General features: G+C 44.8%; 22 protein-coding genes. 7 read left to right on the plus strand and 15 right to left on the minus strand.

The annotated features are described in order from the left end of the window. The first annotated feature begins 20 nt into the window (after window positions 1–20). Complete coding sequence (locus tag FIU95_RS17975) at window positions 21–1,322, plus strand: amidohydrolase (protein WP_172975450.1); 1,302 nt, start codon at window positions 21–23, stop codon at window positions 1,320–1,322. 29 nt (window positions 1,323–1,351) lie between these two features. Here FIU95_RS17975 and FIU95_RS17980 read toward each other — a convergent pair whose 3' ends face one another. Both FIU95_RS17980 and FIU95_RS17985 read right to left on the minus strand, forming a co-directional pair. Further along, window positions 1,352–3,721: a VCBS repeat-containing protein gene (locus FIU95_RS17980; protein ID WP_152455174.1), complete on the minus strand. Its 2,370-nt coding sequence runs from the start codon at window positions 3,719–3,721 to the stop codon at window positions 1,352–1,354. Between the two features lie 335 nt (window positions 3,722–4,056). After that, entirely contained in the window at window positions 4,057–5,523 is a 1,467-nt protein-coding gene (locus tag FIU95_RS17985; protein WP_152455176.1) for a DEAD/DEAH box helicase, read from the minus strand. Between the two features lie 447 nt (window positions 5,524–5,970). Here FIU95_RS17985 and FIU95_RS17990 point away from each other — a divergent pair, with 447 nt between their 5' ends. Both FIU95_RS17990 and FIU95_RS17995 read left to right on the plus strand, forming a co-directional pair. After that, window positions 5,971–6,573 carry a GNAT family N-acetyltransferase gene (locus tag FIU95_RS17990; RefSeq protein ID WP_172975451.1) on the plus strand — a complete coding sequence of 201 codons (603 nt, stop codon included), beginning with the start codon at window positions 5,971–5,973 and terminating at the stop codon, window positions 6,571–6,573. Window positions 6,574–6,916: 343 nt separating this feature from the next. Then, complete coding sequence (locus FIU95_RS17995) at window positions 6,917–7,885, plus strand: alpha/beta hydrolase (RefSeq protein ID WP_152455180.1); 969 nt, start codon at window positions 6,917–6,919, stop codon at window positions 7,883–7,885. Window positions 7,886–8,004: 119 nt separating this feature from the next. Here FIU95_RS17995 and FIU95_RS18000 read toward each other — a convergent pair whose 3' ends face one another. After that, window positions 8,005–9,060, minus strand: a complete 1,056-nt coding sequence (locus tag FIU95_RS18000; RefSeq protein ID WP_216646278.1) for a hypothetical protein — start codon at window positions 9,058–9,060, stop codon at window positions 8,005–8,007. A gap of 392 nt (window positions 9,061–9,452) precedes the next feature. Here FIU95_RS18000 and FIU95_RS18005 point away from each other — a divergent pair, with 392 nt between their 5' ends. Further along, entirely contained in the window at window positions 9,453–10,964 is a 1,512-nt protein-coding gene (locus tag FIU95_RS18005; protein ID WP_172975452.1) for a CoA-acylating methylmalonate-semialdehyde dehydrogenase, read from the plus strand. Between the two features lie 40 nt (window positions 10,965–11,004). Further along, complete coding sequence (gene mmsB, locus FIU95_RS18010) at window positions 11,005–11,904, plus strand: 3-hydroxyisobutyrate dehydrogenase (RefSeq protein WP_152455182.1); 900 nt, start codon at window positions 11,005–11,007, stop codon at window positions 11,902–11,904. Between the two features lie 36 nt (window positions 11,905–11,940). On the opposite strand, the gene FIU95_RS18015 is transcribed toward mmsB, so the two are convergent. After that, entirely contained in the window at window positions 11,941–12,663 is a 723-nt protein-coding gene (locus FIU95_RS18015; protein WP_152455184.1) for an SDR family oxidoreductase, read from the minus strand. Between the two features lie 121 nt (window positions 12,664–12,784). Between FIU95_RS18015 and FIU95_RS18020 the strand changes: the two genes are divergently transcribed. Continuing rightward, window positions 12,785–13,705, plus strand: coding sequence for a LysR family transcriptional regulator (locus FIU95_RS18020; protein WP_152455186.1), 921 nt, complete (start codon window positions 12,785–12,787; stop codon window positions 13,703–13,705). A gap of 54 nt (window positions 13,706–13,759) precedes the next feature. Here the strand turns inward: FIU95_RS18020 and FIU95_RS18025 are convergent, their stop codons facing one another. From FIU95_RS18025 to FIU95_RS18035, 3 genes are all read right to left on the minus strand, one after another. After that, window positions 13,760–14,209, minus strand: coding sequence for a hypothetical protein (locus FIU95_RS18025; RefSeq protein WP_152455188.1), 450 nt, complete (start codon window positions 14,207–14,209; stop codon window positions 13,760–13,762). A 434-nt stretch (window positions 14,210–14,643) separates the two neighbouring features. After that, entirely contained in the window at window positions 14,644–14,970 is a 327-nt protein-coding gene (locus tag FIU95_RS18030) for a hypothetical protein (RefSeq protein WP_152455190.1), read from the minus strand. A gap of 321 nt (window positions 14,971–15,291) precedes the next feature. Beyond that, window positions 15,292–15,774 carry a hypothetical protein gene (locus FIU95_RS18035; protein WP_152455192.1) on the minus strand — a complete coding sequence of 161 codons (483 nt, stop codon included), beginning with the start codon at window positions 15,772–15,774 and terminating at the stop codon, window positions 15,292–15,294. Window positions 15,775–16,393: 619 nt separating this feature from the next. Here FIU95_RS18035 and FIU95_RS18040 point away from each other — a divergent pair. Continuing rightward, window positions 16,394–16,897: a hypothetical protein gene (locus FIU95_RS18040; RefSeq protein WP_152455194.1), complete on the plus strand. Its 504-nt coding sequence runs from the start codon at window positions 16,394–16,396 to the stop codon at window positions 16,895–16,897. A 134-nt stretch (window positions 16,898–17,031) separates the two neighbouring features. Here the strand turns inward: FIU95_RS18040 and FIU95_RS18045 are convergent, their stop codons facing one another. The 8 genes from FIU95_RS18045 to FIU95_RS18080 all read right to left on the minus strand — a co-directional run bounded on the left by FIU95_RS18045 (window position 17,032) and on the right by FIU95_RS18080 (window position 23,685). Continuing rightward, the gene (locus FIU95_RS18045) at window positions 17,032–18,000 is read right to left on the minus strand and encodes a contractile injection system protein, VgrG/Pvc8 family (RefSeq protein ID WP_152455195.1); all 969 of its coding nucleotides are present in this window, start codon (window positions 17,998–18,000) and stop codon (window positions 17,032–17,034) included. 10 nt (window positions 18,001–18,010) lie between these two features. Continuing rightward, window positions 18,011–18,220: a tail protein X gene (locus FIU95_RS18050; protein ID WP_152455197.1), complete on the minus strand. Its 210-nt coding sequence runs from the start codon at window positions 18,218–18,220 to the stop codon at window positions 18,011–18,013. Further along, window positions 18,210–18,677, minus strand: coding sequence for a phage tail protein (locus tag FIU95_RS18055; protein ID WP_152455199.1), 468 nt, complete (start codon window positions 18,675–18,677; stop codon window positions 18,210–18,212). Before FIU95_RS18055 ends, FIU95_RS18050 begins: the two co-directional genes overlap by 11 nt. Then, window positions 18,677–20,434, minus strand: coding sequence for a hypothetical protein (locus FIU95_RS18060; protein WP_152455201.1), 1,758 nt, complete (start codon window positions 20,432–20,434; stop codon window positions 18,677–18,679). The genes FIU95_RS18055 and FIU95_RS18060 overlap by 1 nt, the downstream gene beginning before the upstream one ends. A 173-nt stretch (window positions 20,435–20,607) precedes the next feature. Further along, entirely contained in the window at window positions 20,608–20,880 is a 273-nt protein-coding gene (locus tag FIU95_RS18065; protein ID WP_152455203.1) for a phage tail assembly protein, read from the minus strand. A 92-nt stretch (window positions 20,881–20,972) separates the two neighbouring features. Further along, window positions 20,973–21,482: a phage major tail tube protein gene (locus tag FIU95_RS18070; protein ID WP_152455205.1), complete on the minus strand. Its 510-nt coding sequence runs from the start codon at window positions 21,480–21,482 to the stop codon at window positions 20,973–20,975. A 29-nt stretch (window positions 21,483–21,511) separates the two neighbouring features. After that, a complete protein-coding gene (locus FIU95_RS18075; RefSeq protein WP_152455207.1) occupies window positions 21,512–23,020 on the minus strand; it encodes a phage tail sheath subtilisin-like domain-containing protein in 1,509 nt (502 codons plus the stop codon). 38 nt (window positions 23,021–23,058) lie between these two features. Then, complete coding sequence (locus tag FIU95_RS18080) at window positions 23,059–23,685, minus strand: hypothetical protein (protein WP_152455209.1); 627 nt, start codon at window positions 23,683–23,685, stop codon at window positions 23,059–23,061. Between the last annotated feature and the right edge of the window lie 13 nt (window positions 23,686–23,698).

Below are 23,698 nucleotides of genomic sequence, written 5' to 3' on the forward strand. Positions count from 1 at the left end.
TGAGAAAAAGAGAAAATACCGTGAAGAAACTACTCCTATCACTCGCTATCAGTACGTCGTTACTGGCCAGTCAGGTATCTGTAGCAGATACCAATCCCCAGCAATTACTGGAAGACACCGCACCCAAAGTCATCGAATGGCGCCGTCATCTGCACCAGAATCCAGAACTGGGAAATCGTGAATTTGAGACCGCCAAATATATTGAGAAGCATCTGCGCGCACTGGGCCTAGAAGTTGAGACAGGGATTGCCCATACCGGGCTGGTGGGTTTTCTCAAAGGGGGCAAACCCGGCCCAACCGTCGCCCTGCGCGCGGATATGGATGCTTTACCAGTCACCGAAAGAACCGATGTTCCCTTCGCCTCTAAGGTGAGAACTTCTTATAAGGGCAAGGATGTCGGAGTCATGCATGCCTGCGGCCATGATACCCACGTGGCCATGCTGATGGGAGCTGCCGAAGTACTTACAAGTCTTCGCGAGGAGTTGGCCGGCAATGTCCTCTTTATCTTCCAGCCCGCCGAGGAAGGGGCGCCAGATGGTGAGGAAGGTGGAGCAGAACTGATGCTCAAGGAAGGCTTGTTCAGAAAATACGAACCAGAAGTGGCATTCGGCCAGCATGTCACCTCCTCGTTACCCTCCGGTGTGATTGGCTATCGCTCAGGTCCGTTAATGGCCGCTGCCGACGAGTTTCGCATTACTATTAACGGCCGACAAACGCACGGTTCACGTCCCTGGGGTGGCGTTGACCCGATTGTTACCGCCGCGCAAGTTGTAATGGGCACCCAAGCTATTGTCAGCCGCCAAATCGATATCACCAAGGAACCTGCCGTTATTTCCTACGGCCGTATTGATGGCGGTGTGCGCAACAATATTATTCCAGACAGTGTTTACCTGAACGGCACCATCCGCAATTTTGATATGGAAAATCGTGCGGAGATTTTTAAACGCTTAAAAACCACTGCGAAACTGATTGCCGAAAGCTCTGGAGCCAGTGCAGATGTGGAAATCCTTGAGGGCTACCCAGTAACGGTCAACAATGCCGAGCTCACAGAAACGGCCCTACCTATTTTAAGATCTGTGGTGGGGGAACAACGTGTTGTGGAGGTACCCAAAATAACCGGCGCCGAAGATTTTTCCTATTACGCGAATGAAGTGCCTGGATTTTTCTACTTTTTAGGGGTAACCCCGCAAGGGCAGGATCCCAGCAAAGCCCCGAGCAACCATTCACCGCTATTTTATGTGGATGAAGGCACGTTGCATAAAGGCACAGAGGCTTTGACATTATTGACTTTGAGCTATATGGAAAATTATAAGAAACAGTAAAAAAGAGCCCCACTTGGGGCTCTTTTTTCTTAACCAATAGGCGTTAACTCAAAAACTCTAATTGATACATTAAAAGTGCTACTCTCCCCATCATCATCGGTCAGTGTTACAGAAAAAACCAATGTAGTCTGCTCTGATGGTGCTGTAAATGAAGCGATAGCGCGATCTGAGTTGGTTATAGAGACGGGAGGACCAGATAATTGCTCCCATTGATATTTTACTATTTCTCCATCAATATCAAAGGCACCTGAAGCATCAAGGGTAACAAGGGAGCTTGGTTGAACAACTTTTATTAGGCCTATAGGCATCATAGGAGGCATATTCTGCTCTACGACAATACCAACCATGCCGGTAGACTTCAGACCATCATTATCCACCACTTCAAGCTCAAACAAAAAAGCAGCTTTAAGCCCTGGAGAAACCTCAGGCGCAATAAAACTAGCTGTGCCGTCTTGGTTATTAATTACTGGAATATCAGAAAGTGACCGCCAATTGTAACTAACGATTTCCCCATCTGCATCTGTAGAGGCCCTGCCATCAAGAAGTACTTCTTCACCAGAGCTCACTCCTTGGGGGGCTCCAATAATGACTAGCGGCGAGGCGAGGCTCTGGACATTCACTTGAGTTACAGCGCTACTTTCCAAACCTTTATTATCTGTGACCACCAGTTCGAACTTCAACACTTCAAAAAATATAAAAGGAGAACCAGAGATTACCGGTGCTTTGAAGCTCACCGTAGCTTCAGAATCCTGCACCAACTCCACAGGCTCTCCAGAAATTTGCCTCCATTCATAGCTAACAATCTCTCCAAATAAATCTATTGAGGAACTACCATCCAGAATTACAACCTCGCCAGATTTTACTGCCTGAAAGTCACGTATTATTGCTCGAGGCGGAATATTTCCATCCAAGGTAACAATCGCCGTATCAACAGAAACTACGTTTTCATGATCTTCCACTTCTAATTCGAACACCAAAGCTTCATCACCACCAATATCGGAATTTTTGGATGACGGTGCCAGGAAGGTAGCAAATCCATTACTCGTATCATTGAATGTAACAGGGGAACCTGATACTTGCTTCCAGCGATAATCAATAATACTTCCGTCTCTATCAGCTGATTGACTACCATCTAAAAGGATTAGCTGATCCTTTTGAACTACCTGATCATTTCCAGCATCAGCTATCGGCGCCAAGTTAATCCCTTGGGTATCTCCCTTTAGCAGAACCAATCCTGAAGAAGGACTTGCAATAACAACATCTGGAATTCCATCACTATTGATATCTCCTACATCTACTCCTCGAGGATTTGCATAAGTATCCTCTGGTATACCGTGACTGGATTGCCCTGACAATCCATTTCTGGTCAGTGTATCAAAAACAGAAATACTATTAGCATTCAATGAAATTGTCATAAATTCATGACTTAAGTCATTATTCAAATCATGAGACAACAACATTGCTGAAATGCTTTCACTGGGAATTGCATAAGGCTTTTGCAGCAACCCATCACTCCCTTGATAGAAAGCTAACTGAGAGGCATCTGAGCCCTCTCCAATAGACAACCATATATCATTTAAACCATCTCCATTTAGATCATTAACCGAAATATCGTAAACTGTAAAATCACTGCCGAGTGCATAGTATGAAGTCGGGGAAAAATCACCATCTCCCTGGGATATCAATACCGTTAAGGCCTTACCTTGTGATTGATTACTAATCGTTATGATATCGTCGACGCCATCATTATTGACGTCACCAAGTGTCAAGCTGCCAAGATTATCCGGCTCCAGGAAGTGAAGAAAAAACCTATAATCCTTTGGCTTAGTACCAACTATTGAATAAACTGCAACCCCAATAGTATCCGCACCTCTACCAACGATATCATTAACTCCATCCCCGGTAACATCAGCAATGGCTACTTGACTAGAGTAAGATGAATTAAAAGATTCTCTTAAAGCTAAAGACCCATCACTAAGCTGAAAAAAAACATCAATTCGACTTTTGTCAAAACCTACAGCAACATCCTGAAGTCCATCACTATTCAGATCTCCAACAGCAATAGATTTTGGCAGATGCGCTCCATCCCCATCTCCATCTCCATCTCCATCTCCATCTCCATCTAATGGATAATCTATGGAATCCTCTAACTTTCCATTCTCACCCTGTAAAAATATCTTTAATTTAAAGTCATTAACTGAATCAAAATTACTGGAGGTGCTCAGCACCACATCATCTCGACCATCATTATTTAAATCCGCTACCGCAATAGCTTCCGCTTTGGATCCTGTTGGATAAATTTCTGCAGGCAGAAATTGAACCTCTCCCCATGCGCTGCTGGCAAGCAGTAGCACAGAAGAAGGGAAGACAAAGAATTTTGAGAGTAACTTCTTTTTCACAACATCTCCTTGTGTAAAATCGCTTTAAGAAGCAAGCGAAATCTAACACAAAATCCACAGAGCAGATGTGATCAATTAAATAAAGAGTGTTTAAAATGACGCGGCTAAAGCAGACGCTGGTGCTAAAACTTGGGATGGAGGCGTGAAGCTATAAATAGTGAAACGAATTCACTAAGTTATTTAATTTTAGAAAAAACATATATTGCAGCAAATTGAAGTACGGTTAAAAAACTCAAAAAATGTATTTACTGATAAAATTTCAGAGTAAGTGGAAATTAGCAGCTACAAAAAAAAGCGGCCTAAGCCGCTTTTTTTATTACCAACTACTCGAACTGCTAAGCGCTTTCCGAACGTCCTCTGCTGGGACGGCGTCTTGGTGCTCTCTGAGGTTTCTGGCCGTCACTGCGGCTGGATTCAGCACCGCGAGTTCTGCCATTACCACCGGCTCGATTTCCATTACCGCCTTTACCGGCAGCGGCATTGCTGTTGCGGCCACCGTTTCCACGTCCTTCTGTCTTGCCGCGACCATTTCCGCGATTACCCCTGCGCTCATCGCTATTACCTCGCGCTTCACGCCCCCCCTCACTGTTACGGGAGCCGGTAGGGCGCTTGTTGGCGGCGGGCTTTTGTCCGCCACCACGCTTGGGATTACCGGAGGCCGGCAGCTGGTGATCGGGCTCAAAGTCCTCAATCTCCTCACGGGGGATTGGCTTGCCAATCAAGCGCTCAATATCGCGCAATTGCTTGATTTCATCGGCGCTGACCAGGGACACCGCCTGGCCACGCGCACCGGCACGGCCCGTACGACCAATACGGTGAACATAATCTTCGGGAACGTTAGGCAGATCAAAGTTAACTACTTGGGGTAACTGATCAATATCAATTCCTCGAGCGGCGATATCAGTGGCAACCAATATTTGCACTTTGCCCGCCTTGAAGTCGGCCAGGGCACGAGTGCGTGCATTCTGGCTTTTATTGCCATGAATCGCCGCCGCGCGGATATTGTCGCCCTCCAACTGCTTCACCAACCGGTTGGCGCCATGCTTGGTTCGGCTGAATACCAAAGCCTGGTGCCAGTCGTTATCGCGAATAAGGTGACTCAACAGTTTTGTTTTGCGTGCCTTATCCACAGGATGCAGTTTTTGACGCACGGTATCTGTAGTCGTGTTGCGCGGACTGACATCAATTTCCAGTGGATTCTTCACCAGGCCTTTTGCTAGCTGGCGGATTTCCGGGGAGAAGGTGGCTGAAAACAGCAGGTTCTGGCGCTCTGTGGGCAGGATACGCAATACCCGCTTGATATCATGAATGAAGCCCATGTCCAGCATGCGGTCGGCCTCATCCAACACCAGGGCTTCGAGCCGATCGAAGCGGATAGCCCCCTGGCTATGTAGGTCCAATAAACGTCCGGGAGTGGCCACCAGGATATCGGCACCGCCGCGCAGCCTGGCGATCTGTGGATTGATCTTCACCCCACCAAAGACAACAGAGTGGCGCATTGGCAAGTATTTACTATAGCTCTGCACATTATCGAACACCTGCGCAGCCAGTTCCCTGGTAGGAGTAAGCACCAACGCACGCACCTGCCCTTTTTTTGCGCGCTCCCCCTGGCTCAAACGGTGCAACATTGGCAAGGTAAAACCGGCTGTCTTACCAGTTCCCGTTTGGGCCGCAGCCATAATATCGCTGCCCTGCATAACGGCGGGAATAGCTTGAGCTTGGATGGGCGTGGGCGCACTGTACCCCTGCTCTGCAACTGCACGGGCGATCTCCTGGGCAAGGCCCAGATCTTCAAACAACATAAATAACCTCAAACTGCGCCCTAGGCGCAATCAAACACATTCGCACCACAGAGGTGCAAATAGAAAAATCGGAGTTGGCATCCAGAGCAAGTGAGGCTCGATGCACACAGCCGTCAAATCACCGGCCAGCCGGCGCGCGGCATTCAGTAGAGGGTTCCGGGAAGAATTTAAGAAATGTTCACGGGGGGATACCGGTATATCACCGGCCTACAAATGACGCAGCTGAGAAAAATCAGCTGCAGCACTATAACACAAACAATCTGACTGTATAGTTCCAGCCCCTAAAACTAGTCCTCATAGCCATAGACACAGGGATTGTTAGGCACTCGGGCGAGACGACCGTAACATAGTTCCACGTTCGCAACGCGAGCGTCTATCTTTGTGATATCCAACCCTCGTTGCGAACCACAGATGATGCAGCCAAGTGCTGCTGGGATATTCACAACCATGTCACACAATCGCAGTGTCAGTAATGAACACCAGATCGAACAAGTCACTCTCGGTAATGGGCGCAGGGTTTCAATACGCCCTATTTGTCGCAGTGACAGCCAACTGGAGAAAGATCTTATCGAAGATTTATCTCCAGAAACTCGGCGAGACCGCTTTATTGGTGGAAGCTGTAAAGCCAGCCAAAAATTGATTGAGCTACTCACCGATAATGATCACCAGATTCACGAGGCCTTTATTGCCCTGTGTACCAGTGACCATGCGCAAAGGGCCGTGGCCACAGCACATTACGCTGTAGATGCGGACGGACAAGCCTGTGAGTGCGCAGTTGTTGTGCGCGATGACTGGCAGGGATTGGGACTCGGCCGATTGATGCTTAAACGTCTGATCGACTGTGCGAAAGAGCAGGGCTTACAACGGATTTACTCTATTGAGTCCGCCGATAATAAACGCGTGCAGACATTTGCCCGCTCCATGGGGTTTGTTTGTAAAGCTGACCCGAAAGATTACACCCTATTAACGTATACCCTTAATCTTCAGGGAAATCCCCCTACCAATGGTTATGATGCAGCCTCTAAAGAGGCTGGGATAAACCTGGGTTAAAGACCTTCCTCATAATTATGGCGGTTAGTGAATTTTATTTGGCTGCCGCCATCCCACTGCTTTACTGCAACCGACTTAATGCATCTTCCTGTGCCCTTGTTTCCATCCACCAAGACATTTAATGACCTTCCGGTCAACTCGCTACCGAATCAGTATACCTACACTATAACCAGCTGTGCATAACACCGAGAAATAAACCTTTAAACTTGCTAGCAGTTTTCACAGTTGAGCTTATTAAACACCAAAGAGTCACCACAGATCTAAAGAGATCGACTACCAGTACTATTTCTCGTTCTTTTGTGCACTTACATTAGATTTAACCGCTTATTTTATCACTATAAAAATGAAACTTAAAAAACTGATTCCAGTTACTATATTCTGCGTATTGATCTCTGCTTGCTCCTCAAATATCGCAGACTATATTACGCACTCTAAAAGCTTCCCTTACGACGAGATCGTTTCCAGTGAACAGATTGAAACATGGGGGTTTAAGAAAGGTAGCTATCGAGATACATACAGAGATCTTAGCATCAGCTATCTTTATGCCGCCCCCTTGGAGAAAGGCAAAATCAAATACTCTATCGAAACCGACTCAGGTCAGAATACAACTACAGTAGCTCTTGCCATAGATAGGAAAGCACTGAAAAACAGTTATTCCGGCACTTTGATTCTGCTACACGGTTTCCGCGCCTCAAAGGAATTCATGCTCAACTCTGCATTATATTTCCGATTATTAGGTTTTCACGTTGTTATTCCAGACCTTCTTGGTCATGGCGAATCCGGTGGCAATAAAGAATATGGTGTTGGTGATAGCAAAATCATTAACAGACTGATTGATGATCTAATTGATACAGGCATTATAGAGAATCAACACATTTATCTTCTTGGCAACTCCATGGGAAGCCTTGCCGCGGCCAGAATTTCTCAATCTAGACAGGATATCAGCGGTCTAATTTTACAGGCACCCATGTTGGAATTTGATCAGGCTGTTTATCTTTATGCTAAGGAAAACTTTCCGCTGCTTAGCAAAGCAATTTCTGAGGATGAGATTAAAATAGGAGCATTAACCGCACTGAAAGAAGCCAATATCAGATCCCAAGATACAAAAATTGAACCCTTAATTATGAATTCTTCCATACCGGTGCTTTTATTTACTTCAAATACTGACCCTATATCACCCTATGATCACTTTAAAAACCTAGATCAGGGCCATATTAGGGTGGTAAATTTACCGAAAAGAAATCACCCGAGCATGGCCATTATCGGTGATATAGAGCATAGAATCTTACAAGAGTGGCTTACGCCCGATTAAGAATTCCAATCTTAAGAAAGCTCCCACTAGGGAAAACAATTATACAAAGAGGCGACAAACTACCGTCGCCTTAGCCTAGAAACAGAATACAATCATACATCAGGGAATAGATCCAGACTCTACCCCGCGCCCCCTTCACAGGTAAAAGGCCCACTAAACTCTAAAAGCCCCTGTGGCACTTGAATGGACTCCACCAGACTACCCTTTTTGTAAAGAGAAAAGTTGATATTTGCCTGCATTGATTTCATATAAACTTGACCGAGGCCAAAAATAACATCTGAGGGAAACCTCTGCCGATAGAAACTTCCTGTATCAGCCCAGGCCTCAAGAACCAATTTATACTTTAATTTACTCATTTTTAGCTTTAGATAACCAGAACATGGATCCAGCTCACGTTTAACCGATAAATTCTTAAACGCTGGGTAAAAAATTAGATCATACTGGTCTGAAATATATCTCCCCGCCCACATCTCAATACTTGAGTCACCAATTTTTGCCCCAGTAAACATAAAATAAATATCATCGGTAAGCCCCATAGTGTATATAACACCCGCACTGGATTCCTTATCAAACCAACCTTTATCCAGCTGAGCAAAGCCTTGCCCTGTTAAAGATCGATTACCATCAGAAAAGCTATACTTTACCGGTGTTCCCACCGTATAGAGAAACCACTTCCCTCCCACTCCAGGCAACTCGGGAATTATCCCAAAGGGTGTTTGACCAGGGTTAAGACCGTGCCAATAATGGTGATGGTCTCCGGCCCAACTCATGCTAAAGTTAAATTCAGCATGATTGACCCATATCCCTTCTTCATCCGCCAAAACGACTCCAGGAACCTCGTAGTAGAATTCCCCTGAGTTATCTGGATGCTTCAGGATGACTTCATCCAGAAAAAGGTCATACTTAACTTCTGTACCGTTCTCGGGAGAGAATGCTAAATGAATATAAGGCCTAGGAGTTGGCTCAGTGAAATCCGGAGCGATATAAGTTTGCAGGCTCACCTTGAAATATCCCACATCGGGTACAGCAATATTGTAAAACCACTGCTCTGCCCAGGTTGTATTTGAAGTAGGTGTATGAGCTTTCAGGTCATCCAAAGTGGTGGCAGAGACAAGGTGGCTTACTGACCACAAAATTGAAATGATCAACAACTTGATTTTTTTTTGATAAAACACCTTACAACCTCCTAATTTAAATTAATTTATAAAGATCCCTGAGCTACGACTTTTAAAATAGTGAAAACGCATACTATCAGTATGCCTACAACTTTTATGGAAATATCTGACACCCTTTACGCAAGTTGAGAAAGCCCACACAATACTAATTTAATCCCATTAACCCGCAGTAGCTACGGCAGGGTCAGTCCCCCTAAAAAACATAAGAATGTAAGCTCTATTTCTGACCAGACTGTAGTTATCCACAATCCCCCCCTACCCCTACTAACACAATTGTTCCAGGGCTCCCTACATCAACCCACGGCGTGAAATGCCCCCTAACTATTGAGACAACACCTAAAACGCCTAAACTGTTGGTCACCTCCCCACCTGTTTCTGGTAAGGCAAATAATATGAATAAACCCATTCCCGCTCGCCTTCCGCTTCTCATTGACGGCAACTGGATACAATCCAATGCCAAGGAGTGGCTGGATGTGACAAATCCTGCCACGGGGGAGGTTTTAACCCAGGCTCCCTATACCACTGAGGCAGAGCAAATTAAGGCCATTGCCGCCGCGAAACAGGCGTTTTTATCCTGGCGGGATACTCCAGTCCCTAGCAGGGCGCGTATTATGCTCAAGTATCAGGCTCTGCTAAAAGAACACCAAGAGACCTTGGCTGAGATTCTCGCAGAGGAAACTGGGAAAACTTTCGAGGATGCCAAGGGAGATGTTTGGCGAGGGATTGAGGTTGTTGAACATGCTGCCAATATTGCCACGCTATTAATGGGCGAGACAGTTGAAAACGTTGCCAGCGCTATAGATTGTTATTCTTATGTTCAACCTATCGGTGTCTGCGCCGGCATTACACCTTTCAACTTCCCTGCCATGATTCCACTGTGGATGTTTCCCCTTGCGATCGCCTGTGGCAACACTTTTATTCTTAAGCCTTCCGAACAAGATCCAATTACACCATGCAAGCTGGCCGAATTATTTGAGCAGGCAGGCGCCCCAAAAGGGGTACTGCAAGTTATCCATGGCGGCCGTGAACAAGTGGATTTCTTGCTCAAAGATCCAGACATTAAAGCCATTTCTTTTGTCGGCTCGGTACCGGTGGGTCGACATATTTATCAAACAGGTACTCAGTATTTAAAAAGAGTACAGGCTTTTGCCGGAGCCAAAAATCACATGGTGGTCATGCCCGATGCTAATAAAAGTGCCACCATCAACAATATCATCGGTTCTTCTGTTGGGGCCGCGGGTCAGCGATGTATGGCAATTTCGGTAGTGGTATTAGTCGGTGAGGCACAGAGTTGGATCCCCGAAATCCGAGATGCGATGGCAAAGATAAAACCTGGACATTGGAAGAATCCGCAAGCCGACTATGGCCCCCTAATTTCCCCCGCGGCAAAAGAGCGGGTGCTGGGTTATATCGAGACCGGCAAAAAAGAGGGGGCCGATTGTTTGCTGGATGGTTCACAAGTTACAGTTGATGGATATCCCCATGGCAACTGGGTAGGCCCCACCCTGTTTGCCAATGTCACTGCTGAAATGTCTATTTATACTGATGAAATATTTGGCCCAGTATTGTGCTTAGTGAATGTAGATCACTTAGATGAAGCCATAACATTGGTCAATAATTGCCCCTACGGCAATGGGACTTCGATATTTACTGCCAGTGGGGCTGCCGCAAGAAAATACCAACATGAAATCCTTGTCGGCCAGGTGGGTATCAATGTGCCTATCCCGGTTCCACTACCTTTTTTCAGTTTTACCGGCTGGCGCAGCTCTTTCTATGGGGACTTGCACGCTTATGGTAAGCAGGCCGTGCGCTTCTATACCGAAACAAAAACTATCACTGCTCGTTGGTTCGATTCAGATATCGAACACGCCGAACAAGCAAATATGACCATACAGTTAAAGTAACACCACTTAACAACTCAGTTTTTATTTTTTGGATAATGCCATGAATAAAATCGTAGCCTTTCTCGGTCTGGGGCATATGGGTGCCCCCATGGCCAGTAATTTAATCAAAGCCGGATTCTCTGTGAGAGGTTTTGATCCGGTGGAGACCTTACTCCAGGCGGCTGTAGAGCAGGGGGTGGAGAAATGCGCATCGGCGAAAGAAGCGGTAAAAGGAGCAGATTTTGTTATTAGCATGCTACCCAGTGATGCGGTAGTGGAGTCACTATATATTGATAAAGATCACCTACTGGAAGTTATCGAAAAGCAGACACTAATAATCGATTGTTCCACCGTTTCCGCAAGGAGCTCGAAGCGACTAATTAACGCCGCCCAAACTAAAGGGCTGCATGCCATAGAAGCACCAGTCTCTGGCGGAGTCAAAGGAGCGGCTGCCGCCTCTCTCAGCTTTATGTGTGGCGGTGAGCATGAGGATGTGGAAAGGGCTAAGACAGTTCTGCAACATATGGGAACCAACGTTTTTTTTGCAGGCCCAGCAGGTGCCGGACAAACAGCAAAGATCTGCAACAATATGTTACTGGCAATTCATATGATTGGCACAGCCGAGGCACTCCAACTGGGTGTGGATAACGGCCTCGACCCTAAAGTACTGAGCGAAATTATGTCAAAAAGCTCCGGCGCTAACTGGTCGCTACAGACTTACAATCCTTACCCTGGAGTTATGGAGAGCACCCCCGCAAGCAATCATTATCGCGGTGGCTTTAAAGTCGGGTTAATGTGTAAGGATCTGGGATTGGCTCAGCAAGCTGCCGACCATAGCAAAAGCTATACACCGCTCGGCTCACTGGCCAGAAATCTATTTGGCTTACACAGCTTGAAGGGAAATGAAGAGCTGGATTTCTCCAGCATCCAAACAATTTTCAAGAAAGAGCCCTATAAATAAGATCGGTTATTTAGGCTCTCATCCCATCTAACCTATCTATCTGTCCTGACCGGTAGCGGCTATCTGAACTTCACGGATATTCACATGCTGTGGTTGGCTGTACATAAACATCGCCGTGCGTGCGATATCCTCAGCATTGATGGCTCCACCGATGGAAGCTTTCCACTCTTCGTAAGCCTTAATAATTTCATCTGAGGTGGTATGGCCTAGCAACTCTGTTTCCACCGCTCCGGGGCAAAGGGTCATGATACGTACTCCACTTGCGGCAACTTCTTCACGCACAGTTTCGCTAATCGCCGACACTGCGTACTTTGTCCCGCAATAGGCTGCATGATTAATAAAAGTCTTCACCCCAGCAATGGAGCTGATATTGAGAATCGTACCGCGACCACGGGATTTCATATCCGCCAGGACAGCCTGCATACAGTTCATCAAGGCGAGCACATTCACATCGAACATATCCCGCCACTCTTCGGCATTCTGGGACTCAATGTTCCCCAATAACATCTTACCGGCATTATTCACCAGACAATCCACGGGCCCATACAGCGCCTCTGCCTCCTGAATTGCTGTGGATAAAACCGCAGTGTCAGTTACATCGACCTGTCGACAGAGGGTGTTCGGTAGATTCAACGCCTCTAACTTTTCCAGACGGCGTGCCAACAATAATAATGGATGTCCCGCATCGGACATATGCTGAGCAATTGCCGCTCCGATGCCAGAACTGGCGCCTGTTATTACAACCAATGGCTTAGACATACTGCTTTTCTCTTCTGCAATTAATGACCCTGGGTACTGGATTAACCCTGCTGTATCGGCAGTATAGAATTTAGTATTAGAATCACTAACCCACTTAATCTGAAATCATTGTTTGGATTTTATGAACAATATCTCCTGGCGAGCCATTCGCGCCTTTATTGCCGTGGCCGAGCAAGGCAGCTTTACCGCTGCGGCGGACCACACGGGATACTCCAAGGCCACACTCAGCCAACAAGTCTCGGAATTGGAATCCGCCCTGGATGTTCAACTATTGCTACGCACCACTCGTAAGTTACGACTAACCGAAGTCGGTGAAGGCTATTACCAGCGCTGCAAGCAAGCGATGCAGCAACTGGATAGCGCAGCTGATTGGGCAACACACTCCAGGGAGAAGGTTAAGGGCAAAATCCGTATCAACGCAGTGGGTGGGATTATCGGCGAGGAGATTATCGCCCCTCTGGTCATTGAGTTTCAGAAAACTTATCCCGAAATACAAATACAACTGGATTTTTCCAGTGTACGTGTCGATCTCATTGAGGATCGTTACGATTTAGTAATCCGTATGGGGAAGCTGCCAGATTCCACCCTCGTAGTACGCAAACTGCAAAGTATCAAAACCCGTTATGTTGCGAGCCCGAATTTTATCAAAATGCGTGGCCCAATTCTAAAGCCCATGGATCTCTCACAGGTGCCCCTAATTTACGGCAGTGTTGACCAATGGGTACTAACCCGCGGTAAGACGAGCCATAAAGTTGACGTTGAACAAGGTATCAAGCTGGTCAGCGGCCGCGCAATGCGCCTTGCAGCACTGGCGGGACTTGGAGTAACCCGTCTGGCAGACATCTATGTTCAGGCGGATATCCAACAGGGTAAATTACAGGAGATATTACCTGGATGGTCAGAGTCCACCCAGCTCTCTATGGTTTGCCCTCCGCTGCGCCATCAGCTAGCCCGTGTACGCAGTTTAATGCAATGGCTGAAAGATCATTTTCCCACGGAATATGAGCGACGACTGAAAAAAGGACCAGCTGAAAAGGGATGACAAAAAGCTATCGGCAAAAATTCTGTAGTGATCTTAACAACGATATTTTAAACTCTATGCAATTTCACCCGATTTTTCCTGCTGTTTGACCGTTCCTTCTATAGAGTTTTCCTCGCTATCGTTTAGCTTCATTTCCCTATTTTCTTCCTTATCTGTATTGATGAACGGGTAAATACAAAAAACCAATGCCAGGAGCACCCAGAAAGCTGTTGCCTGTGCCATAGGCACAGTTAAATACAACCAAAATACCTGCTCTCCCTGAAGAACCGCATGAATATATACCGCTGTTCCACCCAGCCCTACCAACAAGGGGCTTATATAAGGGATAAAGTTGATCCAGTAACCTCGCAAATCACTAGCCATACGCTCACACCATCGAACAATAAAGGGCAATGGAAAATTGGCTAGAATAAACCCCAGTAAAACCTCAAGAAGCTCAACATTCCAACCCAAGAGAAAGGCCAGATAAGTAAAAAAAGTATATTCAGGGTAAGGCAGAACCATAAAACACCGCGAAAGTAGGCCATTCTATAAATTCCTTTTAAGAAACCTGATTACTTTTGATCATATCATCATTAGTCCCCAATACCTTTGAGACAGCCAATTCCACAGTTAACCCTATATATTAAACAAGAATGTTATTAGAATATCTAGGAAGATCCAGGTAAAGATTCTTGAATCCGTTCAATAACATCCAGTTCTTCTACTAGGGCTTTATAAATAGGGTCAACCATAATTCCAACGAAAAGAGGTTGGCAAGAATGGCGTCCAGCCAAGTGTAACCATCATCAGTAATGAAATTCCCTCTCTCAATTTTTAGCCACTAAAAATACTTGATTACCCCAGCTTTTGCCGTTGCGCATAGCTACCACTTTACTTACAGCCAACTACCAACCTCTTGATTAAAAAGGTTCTGTATTTATTCTATACAGTAAAAACTAATTAGATTCTTCTTTTGGAAGTGGTACAGCTACATCCAATATTGTTACCCCATTCAAGCTATAACCATTAATATCCGAATAATCTTCCTTCATTCTTGATACGAATTCATTAACTAGATAATCCAGGCCTACATCTGAAACAGGGCCACGAATACGTCCAAAATTACTACAATGTAATGTCCAAGCCTTATCCCCTACCCCTCCACTAACAGTATAATTAATTAAAAGTAGCTTCGGGCCAAAACGACGCCATAACATACAACCTATATTGGTTGCCTGAAGTAAAACTATTATCACCAATAAAGAAAACACTGCACTATCCATATAAATCTCTCTCTATCCACCAAAGCTGGTTAATTTATTCTCCAATAGATGGCTTTTTCCAATGTTGAAATTGATTCTTTACACTAGCAATCAGTGCTGCCCTCTGTTGCTTCTTGCGAGACTCCTTTCTGCGTAGATTGTCACAAGATTTACATCGACTGTCACGACCACTACTGTTACGAGAGTTTAAGTGATATTTTTCCGCCCCTTGCCAGCAACGACACATACAACATTGAAGACGGCCTTGACTGTCGATGATTCTGCGGGGACGGCCGACATTTTGATTCTTATTCATTTCTGCATTTTCCCAAAACTTATTATCTACTGAGCATGCCAAGATTTAATACGCGGTGATCGTGGTTCCGGCTGCTCAAAAGCTGATTGTTTGAAGTTTCTTGCATTTACTTTCCCGAATAGCATACCAATTAGTATCCAACGGCCAGTGTTAAGATACTCAACATATTGTCGTCGACTCATTTCAATCGATTTAGCTCTTAAAGCTTGAGTTTCAAATCCAGGCCTGCCAGCATAAAGCTCTAATTCAACAACTTTACGTGCACCAGGGAGTAACTGCGTCAATGTTATTAAGCAGCGATCAACTTCCTCGGCCCTAGGACACTGATAACCATTTTGAGGGGCTGTTGATCGAATTAGCTCCCCACCGCTAGACATAAGTGCAGCAAGTGAATTCCCACTTCCCGCTAAACCATGTGGTAAGCCGCTGTGGCCGGCAGAGCTCCATTGAAGCCACTCTTCTAGACGTTGCTCTAATGCTTTCTTTAGTTTGTTATCTAATTGCGCCATAAGTTAATAGTTCCAATTATGTGAACGAAGGCGATCTGGAGCCATAAAGAGTCATCCTGTTATCACTACAACTAAGTCTATTAGCTCAAGTTCCCTGGATAGCGCTTTCCATTACCAGCAAGGTAGAACTAGTTATCCCTTGCAGAGTGGACTCTTACCCCTCATCAATACGAAAGAGTTTTCTTTATGTGACAACCATTCCTTTCTTCTTTGTCTTTACAGTTTTTTAAACTATAAAGACACTTCCCACTTTTAGTTAACTTGGGAAGGCTACTGTCAAAGTACTACAGCCTGTAGTAGGCTAGCTCACACGTTCGGCACAAGTGAACATAACCACTAATGTACATTTGAAATGTACTTTTAGCAACACTTCTTTGCGGTTTTTTGAGCGAATGTTCGTCTATAATGAATCTTTAATCGGAAAAAATTGATTTAGCATGTGGAGATACCTTGTGGCGAACTGGAAGATTTCTTGTACATCCGTGCATTTCTTATAGTTGCATAGCTAAAGCTAGTGTTTAGAATTGATTAACGATTTGACAACGATCCATTTATTATGACCAATATATTCATCCCAAATGAACATACACTGACTGTTTATCAAGCGACAAAATGACACATGAAAACAGTGAAAACTGGAAAGAAGAATGCGGCCTTGAAAGATCCTAACAACCAAGGAGCCAGTGAGCGTTTACATCAGCTCCTGACACGGAATGGGTATCCTGAAGGGCGTGGTCGTTTATCTAGGTTCTGCAAAGAATTTGGTGTAGGGAAGACAACTGCGGCCGCTTGGCTCAATAATGATGTGCTACCAAGAGATCGAGCAGAACAACAACGTATTGCCAGTGCTTTGGGAAGTAACGTTGGTTACTGGGCAACAGGGGAAGAGGGGAGAGACTTACAACAAGTTGACTTTTTATTGGTAGGTAAATGCGTTAATGCGATTGTCGTCTATTTACGTGATGAATGTGAATTAGATCCGGATACTTTACCTGATATTGTACTAGCTGATGCATACGGCACCTTATATCGTTACGCTCAAGAAAATAATGGTGATATTTCTCCAGAGTTGGTTGCCAAAGTTTCTGTCCAGGTTCTCGCAAAACTGGCTCAAAAAAATTAAGGCCACTTTATAGAGATTAACTAGTTAATGTCTGAACTTTTAAATATATTTCCAGACTACCCTGCTCATAGAGCAGGGATTACCAGTAGCTAAGCTAGATATGATAGCTTCGTGTATTTAAAGCATCTTTTAGGTTATTCCTCCGAAGCTGCTTGAACTTGTGTCGTATAACGCTGATTTTTTCCAATACTGTGAGTAGCTTGATCCACGGTCCACATACCATCGATTTGCTGATGAAAATCATTCAGGCGTAGAGGTGTTTTGGCCCGAAGATTGGGGTTACCATCAACAGTAAATGACAATTTACCATTTTGACGTTTCAGGAAGCGTAGGCGTGCATCAGCAGCACTTTCTGCATCTGCTCGACCGGGCTTAATTTGCGGCAATCTTTCAACTGCACCACTACGATCCCCCGCTAAAGCCAGTTGCTCTGTAGCGGTAATTGGATCATGCCAGCGAGCCTCTACACCACTAAAGCGGCCGCGATCAGGCAAAGTAAATCGCCAATTATCACATTCTCCAGAGGAGACAGGAACTTCAAGCAACTTTTTCCCGCTAGCACTCTTTGCCTCGCCTACAGGAACAAAAATCAAGCGATCACCCACTACCTTCGCTATAGCCTGCATTTCTATTGCAAGACGGGTTAGGAAGTTCATATCGCTTTCATTAGTCTGATCTAAATGATGAAACTTATGCTTAATTAGTGAGCTAGCAACAATAGGTGTTAAGTCATTATCCTTGCATATTTCGGTTATTAAATCGTTTAAAGTGAGATTATCCCAACTACGAGACTTATGAGTTTTTAATTTCTCATGTAAGTTACTCGCTCTTGCGGTAATCGTCATCTGACGATGTGGGCCGCTTAATTCTATTTCGTCCACTACGAACTTTGGCATTATTTGCAAATCATTGTCATAACCCAGCTTGGCTGTAATGGAAACGCCTTTACGTGGTATCGCTAGACGACCTTCAGCATCATCTAAAATAATGCTCAAAGTATCAGAGGTATGACCTGCTTTATCTACCCAGGTAAAACCAAGGGCTCTTTGATTAAGAACTCTCCTTTCAATACCCTCCACCTCTAAAACAAAACGTGGCAGCATAGAAATCCCTCTAATCCCATAAATTAATCATTGGAGCGTTAATATTTGCTTCACTAAGATCTGGCATGGTAATACGCACTCCCTCTGGCAGTACGAATGGCAGCTTAGCAAGCTTTGGATTTGCTTCAAGTATCTCCGGTACTGCAGACTCCCGCCCATAAAAACTTTTACAAACTTGATCCAAAACATCCCCCGCACGGGTGCGATATTCAGTGGCCATATTTTGCCCCGTAATAGGTCAGAGAAATTGAGAATTCCACACAGCGTGCCACACCATCAGAAAACGGATCCTTATCCGTTCTCTCTATATTTGTGATTGCCCAATACCCCATGGTTGCACCTCTTCCAGACATAAGTCGTAAAGGCTTTCCTTTTGCGGCTATAGCAGCCATCTCCTGAAGTTGATTAGGTTTACCAAACTCCAGTGGATAAATTTTTCCGCTAAGGTTAATATCACGAGTTCCCTGCCCAGTGAATTGAAGCTGTGGGTAACCTTGCGGACGATTACTATTCTGCCAATTAAACTTCCACGCCTGTCGCAATTGGTCGTACCCACAAGTATTTATAGCAAATGGAAAATCCCCAATTTTCAACATGGTTTCAGCATTTTGAGTCTCTGTAGGTTGAGAAGCGTATGCAGAGCCCCTGTTATTAACAGAGTCAGAGTTCCTATTCATTATGCTAGTGCCCCATTCAATATTCCAAGATCAAATAATGCACTACGTTGTTGAACTTCTTGGTTTCTTTGTCGTTTTTCCAGTTCCTCACCCATTTTTCTTGCTATTGCTTCCTCATCCATGCCTTGTGCCGGGTAAATATTGATTGGTGAGTTTATACTGTTTTGTACAGTGACATTATTACTACCCCGGGGTTTTACACCCGCTTGAGCCGCAATTTCCTCTGATGGAGCCCCAGGAGATATCTCTGTACCGAATAGCTTGTTACTTAGTGAAGAAGCCCCTCGGAATAATTGTCCTATACGAGTATTACCAAATATCTGGGATACGAAGTCTTTTATTTGTGTAAAAGCTTTGTGTGCACCCTCTGTAAGTACATCCCAAAAACTACCTAGAGTATTATCGCGAATATTTATAAGCCAATTTCCAAATTGACTAACCAAAGAGACAACTTTGTCCCAGTGCACCCAAAGTAAACCTACAGCAGTAATAATGCCTGCAACGATAAGGCCGGGAAGTGATAACAAGCTAATAAAGGGAAGTAGTACTACGGTCATGATTCCGGTTAATACCGCGCCAATAGATTTAGCAGCACTTCCGAATTCACTAAACTTGGAGATAAGAGTACCAATCCCTTTAAATATTTCTATAAAGCCAAGAACAAAATCTTTGATAAATTCTTTAGCTTCAGGTTTTTGTAACCATGCACTGAAAGTTTCGAACACTCCCATGAGTGTTGGCATTAATTCAGTGGCAATAGTATTTTTAAATCCTGTAAGGGTGGTGGTCAACTTTAGCCAACTGGCGTTAAAAGCAGAAGATTGCTTAAGTTGGTCTTTGTCCAACACATTGCCAGTTGCATCGGCTTCATTATAGAGCTTGTCAAGATTATCACTTCCACCATTGAGCATGTTAACCATGCCAACAGCATCGGCACCAAAGATTTTATCCGCTATCGCTACCCTATTTCCTTTATTTTCTATGGAACTCATCGCATCCGCTATGGCCTTCAGCTGTTCTTCGGGACTCATCTGAGCCAAAGCCTGTGCCTCTAGTCCAAGTGCAGTTAAGGCCTTGGATGTTTCTTCCGCTTTTTTTGATATTTTATCTCCATTATTAAGACCAGCAAGGTTCGATATGGACTCCACCATGTTTTGGGCCCCCATATCAAATATCTCAGGAGACACACCAGAGCGCTCGGCAGCAAACCTATTTCGCTGCAACCCTTCGAAGGAAAAACCCAGCTTTTCTGCAGTATCTTTCGTTTGAGTACCAGAATCTGCTGTATCTTTAACAAACTGGAATAAAGAGATCGCGGATTGTATTCCTGGCACTGCCGCCAGAGCTTCCATTGAACCCTTAGGTTTTAACGATTTATTTTTTATAAATTTACCAAATGAACTTAATTTATCTAAGGCTTTAGAGCGCTTTTCTAAATGTTTCAGTTTTTTGTCAACATTATCAATGCTAATTCCATACTTGTCGGCTGCTGCAGCCGCATCCTCTAGTTTTTTACTATGGATGTCTATCTCTCTTTTTGCCCTTCGTGCATTGACTCTATTTTTCTTATGGCTTTCTGATAATTTAGCAAGACTATCTCTCTGCTTCTGCAGTCCTTTGGCAGCGGCCATGGCTTCATCAACATTTTTGATAGATTTACTAAAACGTTGCAACATTGTTTGGCTCTGAGTGATTGCACTCTTAAAACCAGATGTTAGGGTGCCATCAAGGCTCATCAATATGGAAAATTTACTCATGGAGTGGAAACCAAAATGGGAAGATTAAAGAGGATGCCTCGGCGCAGCTTGATCTTTGGGAAGATTATTCACCCAAACATTCAGCTCCTCACAACTCAGATCTGAAAGCTCTGTGAGACTCCAGCCAGTCCAGCTGGCCAGAGTGATTACTAGTCTTCGGATAGCCGAGGCACTTAGGATAAAAAACCTTCGTAGGTCTCATCTAGCTTTTTAAAATCTGCAGCATCCATATCTTCAATAACTGCTGGCGAGACCTCACAAAGGTTAGCGTAAGTTTCGGTCGCTAATTCACCATCGCCAACTGGTTGACGTTTGCGTTCCGCTTCTTTTTGTTTACGCTCAATAGCCAGTAGATCACGCACTTTAGGGCGTCTCATTTGAAGTTCAGTGTATGTAATGCCCTGATATTCAACAGGAAACTCTAGCTTAATAATGTTATCAGACATATTTTCCTCACAAAAAACCCGCAAGCTTGAAGCGCCTGCGGGCGAAAAAATAAATTTATAGAAAGAGATTAAATAAAACTTTGTGTTTAGTATTATCGGCCAATAGCAGCACGGAGTTCAGCAGTTTGGTCTACACCATCTACAACGCGCTTACCATTCAATACATCAATCTCAATAACTTGATGACCATCAATACTCACAGAATAATAACGTAACTCCGCACTGTATTTTTGCTTATTCATCTCACCTGGCTTGTGTGTACCCGCTTCATAAGTACGAACCAACCCACGCATCTTGATAATTACCGGTACCACCGAGCCATCTGCTTCACTTTGAGCTGCCGCACGAAGGGTTAAGGGCGTACCAGCCTGGCCTCCTTGCCCCCATTGGGCAAGCGTTTCCGCGTGATAACCTGCGAGAGTCCAGCTGGCTTCCAGCTTTTCAACTCTACCCATATCAATACCAATAGCTGCACCTAAACCACCACCGTTGTAATCTTCAGTAACAACTTTAAGACTTGGGGCTTCAAACTCCTCTACCAGCCCAGCATAACCTTTGCCATCGGCAAAGAGTTCCATATCTTTAAAAATATAACCTTGCATTTTAAACTCCGCTTAGTCGAATAATTAAATTAAGCTACCAGATCGGTAAGGTAGCGATTAGTACTAGCAACCTGGAAGCGGATACTCTCTGCAATACCAACTGGAGTGTATTCTACATTGAAGTAGACACGTCCAGCGGCCAGTTCACTTGCATTATTAAGTTCTGGATCTGGACTACACTTACCTCCATGAATAGCACCCAGTAAGGTCAAGCGACGCAGAAAATTATTAACACTCTCAGCCACATCTTCAAAGAAAGTTCGATTCAGATTACGATCTACAGCCCAAGAAACACCTTCTTGAATACTATCATCAATCGCATCTGCAATACGCACATGAGTTTCAAAGGCCCATTTAGGATCTGCAGAACAAGTGCGATTACCCCATAGACGAAATCCGCCCTGACGAATGACAGTTGTGATTTCGTGTTGGTTCAACAGGTTTGCACGGCTATTAGGGTCACCCTGAATAAAATCTACTGGACGGCTACTACCCACAATTCCAGCAATCTCCTGGTTAGAGATGGATGCCCAGAAACCTTCTTCGCTATCACGTTTCGCACGGATACCCGCAGCGACTGCTGAAAGTGGCACTCGCTTATTAGCACCACTCGCTTTATCAAACTTGAGCACAGATGGATCAAATACCTGCAAGCGCTTGCTACCAAAATTTGTCCGGAATGCTTTAGCTGCCGCATCATCACTATCTGGAGCATCAATATAAGCTACCCCTTTAACCCGATTTGCCACTACATTCATTTCAGTGGCAACTGCAGGATCTGATGAAAAACCTGGGGCAATCAGAATTCTAGGACGCTCTCCCACCGCGCTCTCTGCACCACGCAAAGCATGTAAACCGGTATACTGGCCAGTACTTTCACCACCGATGATATTAGTACGAGTGGAAGAGGAGTCAGGTCCTTCAGCAACTCTTACAACCACAACCAGAGCTCCAGCCTGATCTAGAATAGCATCTAGGGCGTCAGGCAAACTTCCCTTACTAGTACCCAGAGTATCAAGTGCTGAGGCTTGTAATTCAGAACCAGCAACTAATACAGGCTTATTAAGGGGAAAAGGCTCATCTGCCCCGCCAGACATAGTGACGGCAGGCTGCGGAGAAAGAACACCGCTACCATCACTTGCACCATTCGCTACACTAAATAGCGCAGTGGCTTCTGCATTTTTTTCTAATGCTGTACGTACATTATCTGCTGTGCTAATAAGTTTACTATTCGCATCTGTCGCTAGTGATACCCGTACCGCTTTCCCCTTAACACTAATAGACAAAACAGAATCAGCGGAATTTGGATTAAAAAATTCGATGCTGACAGCGTTACCAGCAATTCCTGGAGTTGTAGCTTTAAATACCAGCTCTGTATTAGCATCGGTCGTACCAATAGTCAGAGAGGCACTGGTCGCTGATGCAGCATTTGGGGCTGTACCCACAATGCCGATACAGCCGAGTTTGACTAGATTAATATCGCGTGCTCCGGCGTCACTATGGGTTACCCCTACGCCGTGTAAAATATTGGTGCTCATATGGTGGCTCCTGGTTTAGTGGTCGGTTAGAAGTGGCATTAACTTGTTGCTAGTGCCGAAAGTTCATCAATGGTTTGCTGTGCTTGGGCCTCATAGTCAGAACCCTTGGCAAGATCCAAAATTTGAGCCTTACCATGTAGGCGCAGATTACGGATTTGGTCGAGTGCCTTTAACCAGGCATCGTGATGATTTTTGATTTCCGCTACCGCTTCAGTAGCAGTTTGATTGAACGTTTCCATTTGAACCTGCACTGCTAAGGGTACGGATTCGGGAAATCCATCAGCTTCGTAGGCCAGTGCAACTTCGTAGGCACGCCTACGCTCTTCTTGTATAAATTCCCCAACACCCAACAGCTTTGCACGTATTTGACCAGCAAAGTGATCGATACTAATTAATGCATCGATGCGACGTTGTTCATCACTACGGTTATCAACCTGTAATAAAGCCCATTGATTAGCATGGTCAGTAATTACTTGTTGAAAAGCATCAAGGGTTAAAATTGGATCGTTAGGCCGATTAGGATCCTGCCACTCAATTTCCCCTTCTACACCATCAAACTGCACAGCATGTATAGCGTCTAGCATGGTGTAATCAGCCAAATCCATTTCCAAAGTGTTTCCGTCCACCGTCACTAAGCCCTCAGTGGCCATAATCGTTAATTGCATTCTCGATACCTTA

It is taken from the genome of Microbulbifer sp. THAF38 (assembly GCF_009363535.1).
Taxonomy (GTDB): domain Bacteria; phylum Pseudomonadota; class Gammaproteobacteria; order Pseudomonadales; family Cellvibrionaceae; genus Microbulbifer.